General features: G+C 68.8%; 16 protein-coding genes. 13 read left to right on the top strand and 3 right to left on the bottom strand.

What is annotated here, in order from left to right:
* Positions 1-2: 2 nt before the first annotated feature.
* Positions 3-383 carry a PIN domain-containing protein gene (locus ACFT9I_RS26370; protein ID WP_382568125.1) on the bottom strand — a complete coding sequence of 127 codons (381 nt, stop codon included), beginning with the start codon at positions 381-383 and terminating at the stop codon, positions 3-5.
* Positions 384-394: 11 nt separating this feature from the next.
* The gene (locus ACFT9I_RS26365; protein ID WP_382568123.1) at positions 395-682 is read right to left on the bottom strand and encodes a hypothetical protein; all 288 of its coding nucleotides are present in this window, start codon (positions 680-682) and stop codon (positions 395-397) included.
* Between the two features lie 311 nt (positions 683-993).
* Here ACFT9I_RS26365 and ACFT9I_RS26360 point away from each other — a divergent pair, with 311 nt between their 5' ends.
* Positions 994-1,335: a hypothetical protein gene (locus ACFT9I_RS26360; RefSeq protein WP_382568121.1), complete on the top strand. Its 342-nt coding sequence runs from the start codon at positions 994-996 to the stop codon at positions 1,333-1,335.
* On the opposite strand, the gene ACFT9I_RS26355 is transcribed toward ACFT9I_RS26360, so the two are convergent.
* Positions 1,319-4,957 (bottom strand): hypothetical protein, encoded by a 3,639-nt coding sequence (locus ACFT9I_RS26355; RefSeq protein ID WP_382568119.1) that lies wholly within the window; start codon positions 4,955-4,957, stop codon positions 1,319-1,321. The genes ACFT9I_RS26360 and ACFT9I_RS26355 overlap by 17 nt on opposite strands.
* Positions 4,958-5,429: 472 nt before the next feature.
* Between ACFT9I_RS26355 and ACFT9I_RS26350 the strand changes: the two genes are divergently transcribed.
* From ACFT9I_RS26350 to ACFT9I_RS26295, 12 genes are all read left to right on the top strand, one after another.
* Positions 5,430-6,977, top strand: a complete 1,548-nt coding sequence (locus ACFT9I_RS26350) for a phage tail sheath family protein (protein WP_382568116.1) — start codon at positions 5,430-5,432, stop codon at positions 6,975-6,977.
* A 60-nt stretch (positions 6,978-7,037) separates the two neighbouring features.
* Positions 7,038-7,481, top strand: coding sequence for a phage tail protein (locus ACFT9I_RS26345; protein WP_189108417.1), 444 nt, complete (start codon positions 7,038-7,040; stop codon positions 7,479-7,481).
* Positions 7,481-7,951: a hypothetical protein gene (locus tag ACFT9I_RS26340; RefSeq protein WP_382568114.1), complete on the top strand. Its 471-nt coding sequence runs from the start codon at positions 7,481-7,483 to the stop codon at positions 7,949-7,951. The genes ACFT9I_RS26345 and ACFT9I_RS26340 overlap by 1 nt, the downstream gene beginning before the upstream one ends.
* Entirely contained in the window at positions 7,948-8,091 is a 144-nt protein-coding gene (locus tag ACFT9I_RS26335) for a DUF6760 family protein (protein WP_007457431.1), read from the top strand. Before ACFT9I_RS26340 ends, ACFT9I_RS26335 begins: the two co-directional genes overlap by 4 nt.
* A gap of 1,308 nt (positions 8,092-9,399) precedes the next feature.
* Positions 9,400-9,792 carry a hypothetical protein gene (locus ACFT9I_RS26330; RefSeq protein ID WP_382568112.1) on the top strand — a complete coding sequence of 131 codons (393 nt, stop codon included), beginning with the start codon at positions 9,400-9,402 and terminating at the stop codon, positions 9,790-9,792.
* Between the two features lie 12 nt (positions 9,793-9,804).
* Positions 9,805-10,242, top strand: a complete 438-nt coding sequence (locus ACFT9I_RS26325; RefSeq protein WP_329378434.1) for a phage tail protein — start codon at positions 9,805-9,807, stop codon at positions 10,240-10,242.
* 5 nt (positions 10,243-10,247) lie between these two features.
* The gene (locus tag ACFT9I_RS26320) at positions 10,248-11,087 is read left to right on the top strand and encodes a peptidase M23 (protein WP_382568109.1); all 840 of its coding nucleotides are present in this window, start codon (positions 10,248-10,250) and stop codon (positions 11,085-11,087) included.
* Positions 11,087-13,051, top strand: a complete 1,965-nt coding sequence (locus ACFT9I_RS26315; RefSeq protein ID WP_382568107.1) for a VgrG-related protein — start codon at positions 11,087-11,089, stop codon at positions 13,049-13,051. The genes ACFT9I_RS26320 and ACFT9I_RS26315 overlap by 1 nt, the downstream gene beginning before the upstream one ends.
* Before the next feature lie 35 nt (positions 13,052-13,086).
* On the top strand, positions 13,087-13,371 hold the full coding sequence (locus ACFT9I_RS26310; protein ID WP_382568105.1) for a PAAR domain-containing protein: 285 nt from the start codon (positions 13,087-13,089) through the stop codon (positions 13,369-13,371).
* Between the two features lie 8 nt (positions 13,372-13,379).
* Positions 13,380-13,811 carry a GPW/gp25 family protein gene (locus ACFT9I_RS26305; protein ID WP_023537129.1) on the top strand — a complete coding sequence of 144 codons (432 nt, stop codon included), beginning with the start codon at positions 13,380-13,382 and terminating at the stop codon, positions 13,809-13,811.
* Positions 13,808-15,865: a putative baseplate assembly protein gene (locus ACFT9I_RS26300; RefSeq protein ID WP_382568103.1), complete on the top strand. Its 2,058-nt coding sequence runs from the start codon at positions 13,808-13,810 to the stop codon at positions 15,863-15,865. The genes ACFT9I_RS26305 and ACFT9I_RS26300 overlap by 4 nt, the downstream gene beginning before the upstream one ends.
* A gap of 4 nt (positions 15,866-15,869) precedes the next feature.
* Complete coding sequence (locus ACFT9I_RS26295) at positions 15,870-16,433, top strand: phage tail protein (RefSeq protein WP_382568101.1); 564 nt, start codon at positions 15,870-15,872, stop codon at positions 16,431-16,433.
* Positions 16,434-16,540: the final 107 nt, after the last annotated feature.

Here is a 16,540-nt window from a genome sequence, read left to right as displayed (position 1 = left end):
GGTCAGACCTTGATGACTGCCACAGCCGCGCTACCCAACATGAGTATGTCCTCCGTATCCGAGGTGAGGATGGTTACCGGTCCGGGCTCACGGAGAGCAGTAGCCACGACCATCGCGTCGATGGCGTACTTGTGACCCGCGAGCCCTCCCGCGTCACGGAGGATCTCGACGGCGCGGGCAGCGGTCTCCTTCGTCACAGGCTCTACGACGAGCCGGGAGAGAGCCCAGGACATGCGGGCCTTGTGTGCGGCGTTCGGGTCAGCCTCCACGATGGTGACCGCGCTGACAACGACACGGATGTCCCGCTTGACCGCCACGGCCAAGAGCGCCGTCATCTCCTTGTCAGCGCGCAAGTATCGGGACAGAGCCTCACTGTCGAGCACCCACGTTCCACTCATGCCGCAGCCCCGGCGGTGCCACTGCCCCTGTCGGTGGGACCGAACAACTTCTCCTCGGCCGCCTGAACGTCCTCAGGTGTAAGAGGGCCATGAATCGCCTCGTTGGAGGCGATCAACTCGGCGAGGCCGTCGCGCTCGATCTGGCGCTGTATGGCGGCCTCGACGTACCCGGAGATTCCACGCTTGCCCACGCGGGCCCGCACCGCCTCGATGGTGCCCTCGTGGACGGACACGGACACGGACTTAGTAGGCCCCTCGCCGGGGGCATAGCCGGAATTTGTCACGAAGCGATTCTAACAAAAGTTCTATGAGTGACGCGCGGGAAGGCCAGCAGCACACCGTGGCGGCCGACGGATCACCGCTCGGGAACATCCGGCCGTTGCGGATCCGTGACGACTCTCGCACCCAGACCAAGCATGGTCGGCTCCCGATCGGGCATTGCACTGGTCGAGCCTGATTCCGTGGGATGACAGCGTGCAAACGAGACGACTCCCACCGACCGCGCCTGACGCACGTGTCGACCTCCGTCCAACCTTGACTGTGGTTGCCATGAGTGATGTCCTTCACGCTTGCGGTATTGACATTGGAGGAATGAATGAATCTTTCTTGCGAAATCTTCATTTCAGAAAGAGAATTCGACACCAAAGATGAGACTGTAGCCCTCATGAGGAATCTTGGCTCCCGGCTGTCTGTACTGCAAGCGGAAGAAGCCCTTGCCGGGTACCAAGTCGTCGCCCTTACCGATTCAGGCGATTTCGAGGACGAGGATGTCGACCGCGAGCTTGTTGAATCTGTGACGCTGGGCCGACTACCAGCAATCTACGTAAATCTGACGTACTTCACGGGAAGGCCAAAGATTCAAGATGCCGAGCTGAACTCACTCTTTTCCAGGGCGGGCATGACGCTCGCTCTCACCTATCCTAGTCAGACCGATTGAGTAGATCCACCAAGAGATCGCGAGTAGTCTGACCTGGCCCTGGAGTCCACTTACGAACTATTTTCCCTTGTCGGTCGAATATGGTAATCGGAGTGCGCGAGTCAGGATCGAAAGCAATCTCCATATCGTCCCCCAGGGCGAGCCTCACATATTGCGTCACGGTGCTCAGCCGATCGGCAAGCGGGCTATTCTGCTTCAGCTCCCCTCGCTCCGGCTTCAACACAATACCGCCAGCTTCGCTCTTCTCCTCGAACCCCAACGTCTCACGTATCCAATACATACGAAATGAGACATCCGGCTTGGCTGTCAAGATCGGCTTAAAGATCTCATCCCGCAACGAGGATGCGGTTCTTCCCCCCATATAGACATCTACCACCGCAATGCTTCGAGCGCCACCCTCGATAAGCTTGTTGAACTCGCCCTGCATTAAGCCCTCACGGTCAAACTTGCGCTTCTTTTCACCTTTGGGAGCCCGATGAACCGGGATCTTCTGGATCTTCGGAGCGAGCTGTCGACTCCCGGCCGCCAGCACGTCCCCCACGAACGCACCCCCTCTTTCCATGCCGACAATCACGTCATGATTCTCTCTTTCTAGTTGCTCGATCAACTGAGCTACCGCTTTTTGATTCTCCGCCAAAACGCTGTCGAGCGCATAACCTTCAAGTTCTCCACGAGACTGATTATCTGGTGTGCGTAGTTCATTTATCACTTCACTGCGCTCTTCTCTGGACGCGCCCTTTTTATCGATTATCTGCGCCAAATGGGCCAGGTGTTGACGCAGCTCCGGCGGTTGCGAACGCTCCCTGAAGGTGATACTTGCCTTGCCTGGAAGTGTCGCAATCAGAAGGCGGCACCCCGCCTTCACTCCTTCGCTTATCCTTGCCCTGAACGAGAGTAGCTTGCTCAGGAGGCGCCCTGCCGCTCCCGCTTCGTGCGAGTACTGCCCCTTACCTCCATCCGACTTTACCTCCACATCCCTTGGGAGTTCAGCAATTACTTCCTCGTCAGTCGGCTCAATCGGCTCCTCTGGGGTACGGGCCCGCTGCACCGTTCCTTCTGCATGAGCATATTCGTAAAGGGATTCCCTACGGTCAACCACCAGCCGGAGTCCAGCCAACCCGTATTTCGATCTAATGGATGTGAATTTTTCCTTTATTTCACGCTCATCAACTCCCCGCTTAATTATTTGATGTGCGGCGCGCATACCTCCGTCCAGATCTCCCTTCCTGGAAGCGCCGGCCGAGTGCTTGTTGTCCTGCGACGTCGACTTCGGTGTCTTGCTGCTGGACTTCTTCTTGAGCTTGCCCCAGAGGGCTTTGCCCTTCCTGGCGATGAAGTCGACGATCTTGTCGATGGCCCGGGTCACCGGGCGGGAGACCGACTGGAAGACCGACTTGACCTTGTTCGCCAGGCCGCCGATGCCCAGGAGCGCCGCGAGGAAGCCGATCAGGAGTGGGACGCTGGCCGCGAGGGCCGCTTCTACCAGTTTGGGGACGCCCGCCTGGCCGCCGTTGGCTATTTGGATCACCGCGTCCAGGACCGCGTTGACGAAGTCGATGATCTGCGCGCCCTGCGTCACGATGAACGTGACGATGTCGATGATTCCCTTGACCGCCCGGACGAACGCGGACGCCGGGTTCAGCAGGGAGAGGATCCAGGTGATCCCCGCGACGATCACCGTCGGGATCAGGTAGGTCGTCAGCTTGGAGAGGATCGTCGCCTTCAGGTCGCCCGTCTCCGCCTGGATTTCCTTCGCCGCGCCGGCCGGGCCCTCGCGGGCGAGGCTCTGGGCCACCGGGACCGACGTTTCGACCGCCGACATCGCCTCGTCCGGGACGCCCTTGCGGGTCACGCGGGTGCGGATGTTGTCCCAGGTCAGGCCCAGCAGTGAGCCGATGATCTGGATGATGCCCTTGAGGTCGAACCTCGCCGGGAGCTCCAAGCCCGCCTTGACCGCCGTGCCCAGCAGCCAGGAGACGACGCCCGTCTTGAGGTGGTCGGCGATGTTGGAGATGAAGAGGTTCAGGCCTGCGCCGACCGCCCTGACCAGGTTGCCGAGGAAACCGATCGGGTCCTTGATGATCTTCATGATCGCGGAGGCGGCCTTCGCGAGGATCCCGAGGAGCAGGTTCTTCAGCTCGTTGATCGTCTTGATCGCGCCGACGATCGCGTCCTTCGCCTTGTCGATCAGCCCCCGGTTGGCTTCCTGGAGCTTCTTGATCTCCTCGTCGATCTTGTTCAGCGCCGCTGTGTACTTCGACGCCAGGTCCTGGACCAACTGCTCCGACTTCTCGTCGACCGTGGCTTCCAGGTCGTCGAACTTGCCCGCGAAGTCCTTCGCCGCCTCCTCGCCGAACTCCTTCAGATCCGCGGGGAGTTTGTCGACCTCCGCCTTCAACTCGGCGCGGCCCTTGGCGATACGCGCCTTCGCCCGGCCCAGCTCGGCGCCGATGATGTCCGCCACCGACGAGATGACCGTCCGCATCTGGGAGACGTAGAGCTTGCGGGCCTCCTGGTAGAGGGCGTTCGCCTCCTTCGGCAGCCCGGTGAACTTGTCCTTCACCCAGCGGGCCTTACCGGTCCAGCCCGAGTAGCGCTTGTCCTTGTACTTCTTCATCCGGCGCTTGTGGTCCGCCGTGAACGCGTCCCGCGCCGCCTTCTCCCCCGACGTGAACGCCGTGTCGACCTTCTTGTCCAGGCCGGACAGCGTCTCCTCGACGTCCTTCTTCGTGCCGTCGTAGACCTTCTGGAGCTTCGCCGTGACCTCGGCGCGCTTCTTCTCGTCCTTCGTCCTGGTGTCGCCCTTGCCGCCGTCCACCTGCTTCCCGGCCGCACACCGCGTCGCGGTCAGCGCCGTCATCGCCTGGGCGCCGGACGCCGCCGCGCCCTCCTTCGCCGTGGACAGCTGCTGGTCCTCGGCCGCCTTGCCCTTCGCCGGGGCCTTCGCGGCATCGGCCTCGGAGGTCTTCTTCGCGGACAGCGCCTCGTTGAACTCCGGCTCGTTGCCCTTCGCCAGCTGCTCCTCGGTGACCTCCGCGTCCGCCATCGCCTGATCGTTCTGCGCCGGACCTTCCGAGAAGTCGGTGACGGCGGCGGGCTGTTTCTCCGGGATCGCGTCCGCCGCCGACGGGGCGCCCGGGTTGCCGGGGGCCTGGTCCGGGGTGAGAGGGGTGACCTCTTTGTCCTTGGCCGCCGATGTGTCCGGCGGTGCCTTCGTCGCGGTGTCGATGTCCTCGGCCGAGGACTCCTTGCCGTCCGTGACCTTTCCGTCGACCTCCGCCTTGACCTGGTCCGCCTTGCCCGACTTGGAGAACTTGTCCGCCTCGTCGAGGTTCTTCGGCGCCTGCGCGTCGATCGCCTTGTTCACCGCGTCGACGAAGGCTTCCTTGTCGAACTCGCCCGGCTTCGCCGCGTTCATCTTCTCGGCGTTCGCGGCCTTGCCCTGGGCTTCCTTGTCGTCCGGCGGCGCCACCGCCGCGTCCTGCGACGCCTTCGCCTCACCCACCGCCGGCGGGTGGACGGCGATCTTCGTCTTCTTCGCCGCCACGTCCGCCTTGACCTTGCGGAAACCGGCCGCCTGGGCCGGCGACGGCTTCACCGGAGCCGTATAGCGCTGGGCCACGAGGCGGGACACCGCCGCGTTCCCCACCGCGCCCTGAAGACGTTGGAGGCTACGGCGGTCCGGACGCGGGGGGGCCGTCCGCGTACGGGACACGTCCACCCGGGAGGCGGTGGGTGAACCGGGCCGGGTGGGGCTGTCGCCCTTCTCCGGGACCGCCTTCATCCGTTCGCCCCTCCCCTTCGGCCCTCGGCCGCGCTCTCGGACGTGACTTGTCAGGGTGCGGCGCCCCCGCCCGTGGTGCGCAGGGTGCGCGGACCGGGGTGGGGGCAGACCTCGCCGGCACGGCGGGAGGGGTCGCGTTGCCTCTTCGGGCAGTCGTCCGTGCACGGCAGGGCGGCCGAGTATCCGTTCCGGGTGATCCGCTCAGTGGCGAGAATGGCCGGCGTTCCCCGGTCGAGGAGCGAGCCCGAGCAGCGAGCCCGAGCAGCGAGCCGAAGTGGCGAGTCCAGGAGCGCGTCGAAGAGAGGCACCTATGCCGTCGTACCTGTCCCCCGGCGTCTACGTCGAAGAGGTCGAGTCCGGGTCCCGGCCGATCGAAGGGGTGGGCACCTCGATAGCCGCCTTCGTCGGCTTCGCCCAGAAGGGCCCGTTCGACGAGCCGACGCTGATCACGAACTGGAGCCAGTACGTGAGTACCTTCGGCGACTTCGTCGACGGTACGTACCTCGCCTCGTCCGTCTACGGCTTCTTCTCCAACGGCGGCGGCATCTGTTACGTCGTACGGATCGGCGACGGCACCTCGGTGGGCGGCGACGGCGAGACCGGGGAGTTGGCGGCCGGAGCCGAAGTGCAGGTCGGGCCCTACGCCGTGAAGCCCCGGCCGGGTGTGGCCGGCGAGATCAGCGTCGAGGTGACCGGGGCCGAGGGCGACGATCCCCCCTCCGACACCTTCCAGCTCATCGTGCGCCGCGACGGACAGGTCACGGAGACGTACCCCTCCGTGACGACGAAACGCAGCAAGGAGAACGTCGCCACCCGGGTCAACGCCAAGTCGGAGCTGATCGAGATACGCGACCCGGGGCGCGGCGCCGCCCCCGCCCGGCCCGAGCCGCAGACGGTGGCCCTCGCACCCGCCGCGCCCGCGGCCCCCGACGCCGGCAGCGCCGGTGCGCTCGCCCCCGAGGTGTACGTGGGTGACGCCGACCGCCGGACGGGGCTGGGCGGGCTGGAGGCGGTCGACGAGATCACCATGATCGCCGTGCCCGACCTGATGAGCGCGTACCAACGCGGCCTGCTGGACCTGGAGTCGGTGATCGCCGTTCAGCAAGGGGTCATATCCCACTGCGAGTTGATGGGTGACCGAGTCGCGATCCTGGATCCACCGCCGGGCCTGTCGCCTCAGCAGGCCCGGAGTTGGCGTACGGACCGGGCGAACTTCGACTCGAAGTACGCCACGCTCTACTACCCGTGGATCAGCGTCGCGGACCCGGCTTCCGGCCGCGCCACCCTCGTACCGCCGAGCGGGCACATCGCCGGCGTCTGGGCGCGCAACGACGACACGCGTGGGGTGCACAAGGCTCCGGCGAACGAGGTCGTACGGGGCGCGGTCGCGCTCCAGACCCAACTCACCAAGGGCGAGCACGATTTGCTCAACCCGATCGGGCTGAACTGCATCCGCTCCTTCCCCGGCCGGGGCATCCGGGTGTGGGGCGCGCGGACGCTCGCGTCGGATCCGGCCTGGCGTTACCTGAATGTGCGGCGACTCTTCAACTACCTGGAGGAGTCGATCCTCGCCGGTACGCAATGGGTCGTCTTCGAGCCGAACGACGACGCGCTGTGGGCCCGGGTCCGGCGCACGGTCTCGGCCTTCCTGGTGAACGAATGGCGGAAGGGGTCACTGTTCGGGCTGACTCCGGACGAGGCGTTCTACGTGAAGTGCGACCGCGAGACGAACCCGCCCGAGAGCATCGACGCCGGTCAGATCGTCTGCGAGATCGGGGTCGCGCCGGTCAAGCCGGCCGAGTTCGTGGTGTTCCGGCTCGCCCAACTGACCGGCGGCAGCGGCGGGATCGACGAATGAGCCGAGTGGTCCACCGACGGCAGTCCGGTCCGTTTCTGAGTACGGCGTAAGGAGTCTGTTGTGCCACTTCCCGATCTCGACAGTTCCGTCGGGCATTCCTTCGGCCTCGAATTCGACAGCGTCATCATCAAGCAGATCACCGAGGTCAGCGGTCTGAAGATGGAGCAGGACGTCATCGAGCTGAAGCAGAACACCGCCGACGGCAAGTACGCCATCAAGAAGCTGCCGGGCCGCCCGAAGGCCGGGGAGGTCACCGTGACCCGAGGGCTCACGGAGGACAACAGCTTCGAACGCTGGATCAGGGACTCCCGGTTCGGCCGTATGACGGACGCCCGTCGCAACGGCGCGGTCATCGTCTACGACTACGAGGGCATTCCCATCAAGCGCTACACGCTCATCAACGCCTGGCCGAAGTCGCTGGAGATCGGGACGCTCAAGGCCGGTGACACCTCGGTCCTGACGGAGAAGCTGGCGATCACGTACGAGAGCATGGAACTCGGCTGATGCGCCGCACCGTTCACTTCCAGGCACCCGACCGGGCCGCGCCCGGGACGGGCGGGCCACAGCCGGGTCAGGGGCAGGGGCAGGCGCGCCAACCCGAGCCGCTGCGGACCGAGTTCGGCTTCGAGCTGCCGCGCGGGTACGTGGACAAGTCGGGCACCGTGCACCGTAACGGCGTGATGCGGCTCGCGACCGCGCGGGACGAACTGGTGCCCTTGCGGGACGACCGGGTGCGCGAGAACTCCGCGTACCTGTCGGTCGTCCTCATCTCCCGGGTCGTGACCAGAATCGGGACCGTCGAGGACATCCACCCGGGCGTCATCGAGGACCTGTTCGCCTCCGACCTGGCGTTCCTCCAGGACTTCTACCGCCGGATCAACGCGGAGGGGCACACCCGCGCCGCCGTCAACTGCCCTTCCTGCCAAGAGGAGTTCACGGTGGATCTCGCCGGTGGCCGCCTGGGGGAATCGTGACGTACGCGGCCGACCTGCTGTACGAGGAAGTCGCGTACCTCGCCTATCACTTCCACTGGCCGCTGGACGACCTGCTGGATCTGGAACATCCGGAACGTCTGAAGTTCGTCGCGCAGGTCGCTCGCCTCAACGGGCACTGACGACACGGGGAGGGCGGGAGATCCATGGGGTTGATGTCCTGGCTGCGCGGTGGTCGTTCGGAGAGTGACAGTGACGCTCCGGCTGGGCGCGGGGAGACAGATGGGCGGGGTGACCTGGGCGACCGGGTCAATGTGCATCGGCTGGTGCCCATGCAGCGGACCGTGCCCGAGCAGGACCTCGTCATCAACCCCGTGGCGTTCCAAGGGGCGTTGTCCACCCGGCAAGCGACCGCGCTCGGTACGCCGCTCGGGCATCTGGTCAGCCCTGACGCGCCTACCGGAGTGCTGCACGGGATCACCAGTCCCGCGCCGGGGAGCCCCATGCCGTCGGCTCAGCGGTCGGTCGAGATGCCTTCACGGAGGACGTCGGGCGGGACGTCGGGCGGGAAGGCCACGGTTGCGGGATGGGGTGGGCCTTCTGCCGCAGTGCCTGCCGCGGTGCCTGCCGTAGCACCCGTGTCCGTGCCCGAGGCCGGGTCCGTACCTGAGGCCGTTCCCGTACAGCGCGCGTCCTCGTCCATGACCTCCGCCGGTACGTCGGCCGTTGCCGACCTGCCTGTACGTCAACTCGTAGGCGAGCAGCCCCTCGTACCCATGCCCACTCCCCCTACCCCTCCCCCGCAGGAATCCGCGCCGCCTTCGTCCGAGCCGGCACCGCCGCCCCGGCGCACGCCCGGACTCGGGGCGCCGCTGGCCGGGCTGCCGCCGACGGCTCAGCGGCAGGCTGCCGCGGCCGTGCCGGGGAGCGGTACGCCGGAGGCTTCGTCAGGTCCGGTCGTGCGTCCACCCGAGGTGGAGAGCGTGCCGCCGCCGGTCGCTCCGTTGCTTGGCGACGATCCGTTGGTGGGTTCGGCGCCCGAAGGCGAAAGCGCGGGCGACGTCGAGGCGCCTGTTCAGCGGTTCGTCGGCTCCGCGACGCGGCCTACCTCGCTTCTCGTACCTCCGCCGACCGCCGTACCCGCGCCCACCGTCCCGTTACTCGGCGACCGGCCGTTGACCCCCCGTACCACCACCGTCCAGCGTGCCACGCGGGGTGGCGGGGAACCTCCGCAGACGGAGCCCCCGCCTGCGCCCCGGCCCGTACCCGTACCCGTACCCGTGCGGTGGACCACGTCCGGTCCGCTCTCATCGGCGACGCCGTCGCCGTCGGCCTCCGTACCCGTGCCCCTACAACGGTCGGCCGCCGTCCCCGTACAACGGCAAGCAGTCGGTGGGCCGCCGGTGCCGGGGTCCCTGGCTCGTACCGACAGTGGCGCCCGGCTTCCCACAGCCGGTGCCTTCGCCGTGGCCGCCGGGGTGGCCCAGCGGATGCCCGACGGAAGCGTCGTCTTCGGCTCCTCGCCGGCCCCGTCAGCCCCGTCAGCCCCGTCAGCACCGTCGCCCCCGTCCTCCTCCGGTACTTCGCGGCCCGTCATCCAGCGAGACGCCGAACTCAGCGAGGAGCCACCGCCGCCCGACTCCGCACTAGCCGGCGGACCGGAGCCCGAGCCCGAACCCACCTCCGAGACCGCCTCCGCCTCCGCCGACGACGGCGGCAGTCCAGCGCCGCCCCACCCCGGTGCCGCACCCGGCCGGCCCGGCGCGCCCGCCGTCACCGACGAACTCGTCCGGGCCCTGTACGCACCGCTCAGCCGACTCCTCAAGGCCGACCTCCGGCTGGAACGCGAACGCGCCGGATTCCTCATCAACACCCGCCACTGAGAGGTACGTGTCATGGCCACCGCCCCGGACAGCGATCCCGCCGTCAGCGTCTGCTTCGTCGTGACGATCGACGACATCGAACTCGGATCGTTCAACACCTGTGACGGCCTGGGCTGTGAAGTGGTGCTCGAAACCAGGGAGGAGGGCGGCAACAACGGGCATGTGTGGCAGCTGCCGACCCGCCTGAAGTACTCCAACGTGAAGCTGTCCCGGCCGCTCACCCGGGAGACCGAGAAGGTGGCGCGCTGGTTCGCCACGATGACGACCGGGTTCAGCCGCAAGACGGCGCACATCGAGGCGCGCACCGGTGACGGACGGAAGGTGGCCCAGTGGGGGCTGCTGGAGGTCGTACCCGTGCGCTGGACAGGGCCCTCGTTCACACCCGAGTCGCCGAAGGTCGCGATGGAGACGATCGAGATCGCCCATCACGGCTATGTGATGGAGGGCTGAGCGGCATGTGCGCGGCGGGACCGATCGCCTTCAGCGCCGCCGGTACGTCAGGGGTGGCCTCGGCCGCGAAGGGCGGATCGGCCCGGCCCAAGCTGGAGCACGCCTATCTGGAGCTGCGGACGCCGCCCACCGGCGGTGGTCTGACACCCGGGGGCCCGTGCGGCCGGATCGATTTCCAGTTCAACCCGAAGGAGTTGAGCCTCACCAAGGCCGCGTCGTGGAAGCGGACTCCCGCCAAGGGGGCGAAGAGTTCGGGCCCGCCGGAGTACCAGGGCTCGCAGCCCAGCAAGCTCACCGTCGAGATGTTCTTCGACGCCAGCGACACCCAGGACACCCGCGTGGTGACCTCGGTCGAGCAGTTGTTCGCGTGCTGCGTGCCGACGAACGAGACGCGGCAGCAGCAGCGGGCCTCGCCGCCGTGGGTGGTCTTCCACTGGGGCGGGCTCACGGGATTTCCCGGCTATGTCAGCCAAGTGGCCGCGAAATACACCCTGTTCACCACCTCCGGGGTGCCGATCCGGGCGGTCTGCCAGGTCGCGATGGAGGAGATCAGCGGGGAGACGCCGGGGCAGAACCCGACCTCCGGCGCGCTCGCCGCACGCCGTGTGCACCGCGTCGATGCCGGGGACTCGCTGCCGTCGCTGGCGCACCGGGAGTACGGGGACGCCGGCGCCTGGCGCGTGATCGCCGAGGCGAACGGTATCGACGACCCGATGCGCCTCACCCCAGGCACCCAACTCCTGCTGCCCGCCCTGGACGAGCTGAACCGGCTGCGGGACGGGGCGGACCGGGGCCCTGGCGGTTACGACATCGCCGTAGCCGACGGCGTCGGGAGGCGGGGCTGATGTCCCAACAGGGCGTCGCCACCGCGCTGGTGGTCGAGTTCGGCGGCATACCGTTGCCGCCGAAGTTCGCGAACACCTTGGTCGAGGGGTACGTGGACGACAGCCGTACGCTGCCGGACCTGTTCCTGCTGCGGTTCCGGGACCCCGACCGGGTGCTGCTGGAGCAGACCGGACTGAAGATCGGCGGCGAGGCCCGGCTGCTGGCTCGCGCCGGCGGCGACTCGGCACCGAAACCGCTGCTCGACGGCGTGGTCACCGCCTTGGAGGTGGAGCTGGACGAGACGGGCACGTTCACCGTCGTACGGGGGCTCGACGAGTCGCACCGGCTGTTCCGGGGGCGGCGGGTGGCCAGCTACCAGAACATGACGCTCGCCGACATCTGCGGCCAGGTCGCCCAGCGCGCCGGGCTGAAGCCGGGGACGGTGGACGTCGCCGGACCCGTACTGGAACACATCGCCCAACCCAACGTGACCGACTGGGAGTTCGTACGCGGGCTCGCCGAGGAGGCCGGGGCCCAGGCGTACGTACGCGACGGGCAGCTGCACATCACCCGCCCCGCCGAGGCGAGTTCGGCACCGGACGGCTCGGCGCGCGCCGACCGCAATCCCCTCGTCCTGGAACTGGGCGGCAATCTGCTCCGCTGCCGGGCCGGGGTGTCCGCCGCCGAGCAGGTCTCCGAGGTGGAGGTGCGCGGCTGGGACGTCCAGGCCAAGGAGCCGCTCGTGGGAAAGGCGCCGGCGGGGACCTCGTCGACGCTGGAGCTGGGGGTGTCGGCCGCGGAGGTCTCGGCCCCGTTCGGCGAGGCTCGGTTCGTCGTGACCGACGCGGCGTACGGCACGCAGGCCCAGGTGGACCAGGCGGCCAAGGCCCTGGCGGAACGCATCGCCGGGTCGTTCGCGGAGCTGGAGGCGGTGATCCGGGGGAATCCGGCGGTCCGGGCGGGCAGCGCGGTGGCGTTGAACGCGGTGGGCGCCCCGTTCGAGGGCCGGTACACCGTGACGTCGTCGCGCCATGTCTTCGACGCCGTACGCGGGTACGAGACGTGGATCACGGTCTCCGGGCAGCAGGAGCGCTCGCTGTTCGGGCTGACCGGCGGCGCTCCGGGACCGGGCGGCTCGGGAGGCTCGGGTGGGGGCGGACGGTGTGCGGGGCTGGTCAGCGGGACGGTGACGGACACTCAGGACCCGGAGGGCTCGGGGCGGGTGAAGGTCCGCTTCCCGTGGCTGTCGGACGAGTACGCGAGCGACTGGGCGCGCACGGCGCAGTCGGGCGGGACGGGCGGCGGCGAGGCGTTCATCCCTGAGGTCGGGGACGAGGTGCTGGTCGGCTTCGAGCACGGGCATCTGGACCGGCCGTACGTCCTGGCGGGGCTGTACAACGGGAAGGACCGGCCGGGTGGCGGTGGTTCCGGTGGAGGCGGGGCGGCTGGAGGAGCCGGCGCCCCAGGTGCTGCAGGTACTCCAGGCGCTCCCGGTGCTCCCGGTGCTCCAGGCGGCGGTGACGAACTCGTCGACCCGACCAGCGGCGCCGTGAACCGCCGCGCCTTCGCCTCCAGGAGCGGGAACCAACTGGAGCTGCTGGACGCGGCGAACGGCCCGCAAGGAGTACGACTCCGCACCGGCGACGGCAAGCTCACGATCGACCTCGACCGCACCGAGACCGCCATCGTCATCAACAGCGACGGCAGCGTCACGATCGAGGCCAAGGAGCGGGTCTCCATCAAGGCGCCCGGCGGCGTCGCACTCGACGCCGGGCGCGGGGCCCTCGAACTCGCCGGGGACAGCGTCACGTTGACGTCCCGCAGCGGTGTCGCGGTCGACGGCGGGAACGGCAAGGTCGCACTCTCCAGCGGCGGTTCGGTGGAGCTGCGCGGCGGCCAGGTCACGGTCGACGGCACGCGGCGCACGGACATCAAGAGCGGCAGCTCGGTGTCGGTCAACGCCCCAATGATCAAGCTCAACTGACGAAGCGTCACAGGCGACGAACAGGAGTGCACCGCATGTCGGCAGCAGCAGCGGCCGCCCGGGTCGGCGACCCCACCGGGCACCCCGGCACGGTCGGGCCGCCCGGTGTGCCGTCCGTGCTGATCGGCGGAAAGCCGGCCGCGACGGTCGGCACCGTACACAACTGCGCGTCGCCCACCGCCCATCCGCCGTCAACGATCGCGCCGCCCGGCAGTTCGAGCGTGCTGATCGGCGGCAGACCGGCCGCCCGGGTCGGCGACCTGGCGGGCTGCGGCTCACCGGTGGTGTCGGGCTGCGCGACCGTACTGATCGGGGGGTGAGCGGCCGGATGGGACAGCAATTCATCGGTGCGGGCTGGGCGTTCCCGCCGCGTACGGACGCCACCGGGTCCATCGCCCTGGTGCGCGGCCGGCATGCCCTGGAGGAGTCGATCCGGCTGATCCTGGCGACGTCGCCGGGTGAGCGGCCGATGCGGCCGGAGTTCGGCTGCGCCATCAACGACTACGTGTTCGCGCCCGCCGACGCGGGCACGGCCGGTCAACTCGCTTACGAGGTACGGCTGGCGCTGGAGCGCTGGGAGCCGCGGATCGACGTCACCGAGGTCGTCGTCCGGTTCGACGAGGCCGACAACGGGGTGCTCTACATCGACATCGGCTACACCGTGCGGGGCGCGAACGACCCGCGCAACCTCGTCTTCCCGTTCTACGTGATCCCGCAGCACGCCGAGGAATCGGCCGACGACGAGGAGGCGGGCGCGTGACGCTGCCCGGTCCGCATCTGGACGACCGCACCTTCCAGGGCTTGGTGGACGAGGCCAAACGCCGGGTGCAGCAGCGCTGCCCGGAGTGGACCGACCACAATGTCTCGGATCCCGGGGTGACGCTGATCGAGGCGTTCGCGACCATGGTCGACCAGCTCGTCTACCGGGTGAACCGGGTGCCGGAGAAGAACTATCTCGCCTTCCTCGACCTGATCGGCGTACGACTCCACCCGCCCACGGCCGCGCACACCGACGTGACGTTCCGGCTGTCCGCGCCCCGCCCGGACCCGGTGGTGGTGCGCGCCGGGACGGAGGTCGCCACGGTCCGTACGGAGACGGAGGAGGCGGTCGTCTTCACGACCTCCGAACCGCTGTCGATCGTGCCGTGCGCCTTCGCCCACCTCGCCACCCGGCCGTCGTCCGGGGAGGCCGCCGACCGGACCGAGGAGCTGGCGCTCGGCCGGGAGGTGCCGTGCTTCGGGGCCACTCCCGCCGTCGGCGACTGTCTGTACGTGGGCCTGTCCGCCGCCGTACCGGCGGGCGTTCTCGTACTGCGGCTGGACTGCACGGTGGACGGCGTCGGTGTCGACCCGCGGCGGCCACCGGTGCTGTGGGAGGCGTGGGACGGCGGTGCCTGGACGGTCTGCGAGATCGAGAAGGACGACACCGGCGGCTTCAACCGGTCCGGCGAACTGATCCTGCACCTGCCGAAGACCCACTCCCCGGCGGCAGTTGTACGGCAGAACGGCGGCTGGCTGCGCTGCCGCCTGATCGAGGCGGAGCCGGGCCAGCCGACGTACATGGCGCCTCCCGTGGTCCGCCGGATCACGGCGTTCACGATCGGCGCGACCGTCCGGGCCGAGCACGCGGAGACCGTCACTGACGAGGTGCTGGGACAGGCGGAGGGGGTGCCCGGCCAGGCGTTCACGCTGGCCCGACCGCCCGTCGTACCGGGTGAGTTCGTGGTCGAGGTGACCGGTCCCGGGTCGGGGGCGGACGCCGAACGGTGGTCCCGCGTCGACGACTTCGCGCACTCCGGTCCCGAGGACCGGCACGTCACCCTGGACGCGAACTCCGGGCGGGTCGAGTTCGGTCCCGCCGTACGCGAGCGGGACGGCGGAATCCGCTACTACGGCCGCGTCCCGGCCAAGGGCGCCACCGTCCGGGTGCGTTCCTACCGCACCGGCGGCGGGCTGCGCGGCAACGTCGCCCGCTCGACGTTGCGGGTCCTGCGCGGTGCGATCCCGTACGTGGCCCGGGTCGAGAACCGCCGGCCCGCGCTGGGCGGGGTCGACGGCGAGAGCGTCGACAGCGCGCGGGTGCGCGGGCCGATGACGCTGCGGACCCTGCACCGGGCGGTCGTTCCGCACGACTACGAACTCCTCGCGCGCGAGATCGCCCCGGACGCGGCGCGCGTGCACTGCATCAGGGCCGGTTCGGACGGCGGGTCCGGCGCCGGCGCCGATGCCTCGGCCGAGTCCGGAGGAGATACGGGGAGCAGTGCGCGCGGCAGTACTGGCGGCGATACGAGTGGCGATACGAGTGGGGTCGACGCGGGCGGAGTGCGGTTGCTCATCGTGCCCGCCGGGCGCGGCGACGCTCGGGGACGGATCGAGTTCGACGAACTCGTCCCGCCCGAGCACACGCTCGCCCTGATCGCCGAACATCTGGACGCCCGGCGGCCGATCGGTACCCGACTCGCCGTGCAGCCGCCTTTCTACCAAGGCGTCACCGTCGTCGCGTCGGTCCAGACCGAGCGCGGGGCGGTCGCGGAGAAGGTACGGGAGACGGCGCTGGCCGCCCTGTACGGGTACTTCAACCCGCTCACCGGCGGGCCGGGCGGACAGGGCTGGCCGTTCGGCCGGCCGGTGCAGTCGGGTGAGGCGTTCGCCGTACTCCAACGGGTGCCGGGGGTGGACCTGGTGGAGGACGTACGGCTCTACCGCGCGGACCCGGTCACCGGGGAACGCACCGACGCGACCACGAAGATCCCGCTCGACCGCCACGCGCTCGTCTTCAGCTACGAACACCAGCTCCGGGTGAGAGGAGCCTGAGCCGATGCGTGCCGACGTCCCCGGTCTGCCGACCCCGCACCCCCTGATCGAGCAACTGCCCGCCGTCTACCTGGAACAGGACTTCCTGCGGCGCTTCCTCGCGGCGCTCGACGACGTCCTGGCCCCGGTGCTGCTGACGATCGACAACGTGCCCGCGTATCTGGACCACCGCAGCGCGCCCGACGACTTCCTGGACTGGCTGGCCGGATGGGTGGCGGTGGAGCCGCACGAGGACAGCCCCGCCGACCAACGGCGGGCCGAGGTACGCGGAGCCGTGGCCAGACACGCGCGGCGCGGGACCCTCGGCGGACTGACCGAAGCGGTCCGGCTGGAGACCGGCGGCGCGGAGCCGGAGATCGTCGAGAGCGGCGGCACCATCTGGTCGACGACCCCGAACACACCCCTGCCGGGCCAGGCCGTGCCATGGGTGACGATCCGGGTCAGGGCGGGTGAGGGGCAGCGGCTCGACCGGGTGCGGCTGGAGGAGCTGATCGCCACGGAGGTCCCCGCGCACGTCGGGTTCACGCTGGAACTGCTGCCGCCGGGCACGGGAGGTGCTGAGGAGTGATCTGCGAGACGTGCGGCCATCGGAACGCGCCGGGGCGGGAGTTCTGCGCTTCGTGCGAGGCGTTCCTGGCGTGGGAGCCGGAGGAGGGGACGCCGCCGGCGCCGGAG

Origin of the sequence: Streptomyces sp. NPDC057137 (genome assembly GCF_042670825.1) — a bacterium.
Taxonomy (GTDB): domain Bacteria; phylum Actinomycetota; class Actinomycetes; order Streptomycetales; family Streptomycetaceae; genus Streptomyces.
The sequence above is the reverse complement of the archived record's forward strand: the minus strand, read 5'-3'. Positions and strand labels throughout refer to the sequence as shown.

Coding starts and splice junctions, on each gene's coding strand:
- ACFT9I_RS26360 (WP_382568121.1), top strand. CDS start 994: ATGAATCTTTCTTGCGAAATCTTCATTTCAGAAAGAGAATTCGACACC.
- ACFT9I_RS26350 (WP_382568116.1), top strand. CDS start 5,430: ATGCCGTCGTACCTGTCCCCCGGCGTCTACGTCGAAGAGGTCGAGTCC.
- ACFT9I_RS26340 (WP_382568114.1), top strand. CDS start 7,481: ATGCGCCGCACCGTTCACTTCCAGGCACCCGACCGGGCCGCGCCCGGG.
- ACFT9I_RS26330 (WP_382568112.1), top strand. CDS start 9,400: ATGCCCGACGGAAGCGTCGTCTTCGGCTCCTCGCCGGCCCCGTCAGCC.
- ACFT9I_RS26325 (WP_329378434.1), top strand. CDS start 9,805: ATGGCCACCGCCCCGGACAGCGATCCCGCCGTCAGCGTCTGCTTCGTC.
- ACFT9I_RS26320 (WP_382568109.1), top strand. CDS start 10,248: ATGTGCGCGGCGGGACCGATCGCCTTCAGCGCCGCCGGTACGTCAGGG.
- ACFT9I_RS26315 (WP_382568107.1), top strand. CDS start 11,087: ATGTCCCAACAGGGCGTCGCCACCGCGCTGGTGGTCGAGTTCGGCGGC.
- ACFT9I_RS26310 (WP_382568105.1), top strand. CDS start 13,087: ATGTCGGCAGCAGCAGCGGCCGCCCGGGTCGGCGACCCCACCGGGCAC.
- ACFT9I_RS26305 (WP_023537129.1), top strand. CDS start 13,380: ATGGGACAGCAATTCATCGGTGCGGGCTGGGCGTTCCCGCCGCGTACG.
- ACFT9I_RS26295 (WP_382568101.1), top strand. CDS start 15,870: ATGCGTGCCGACGTCCCCGGTCTGCCGACCCCGCACCCCCTGATCGAG.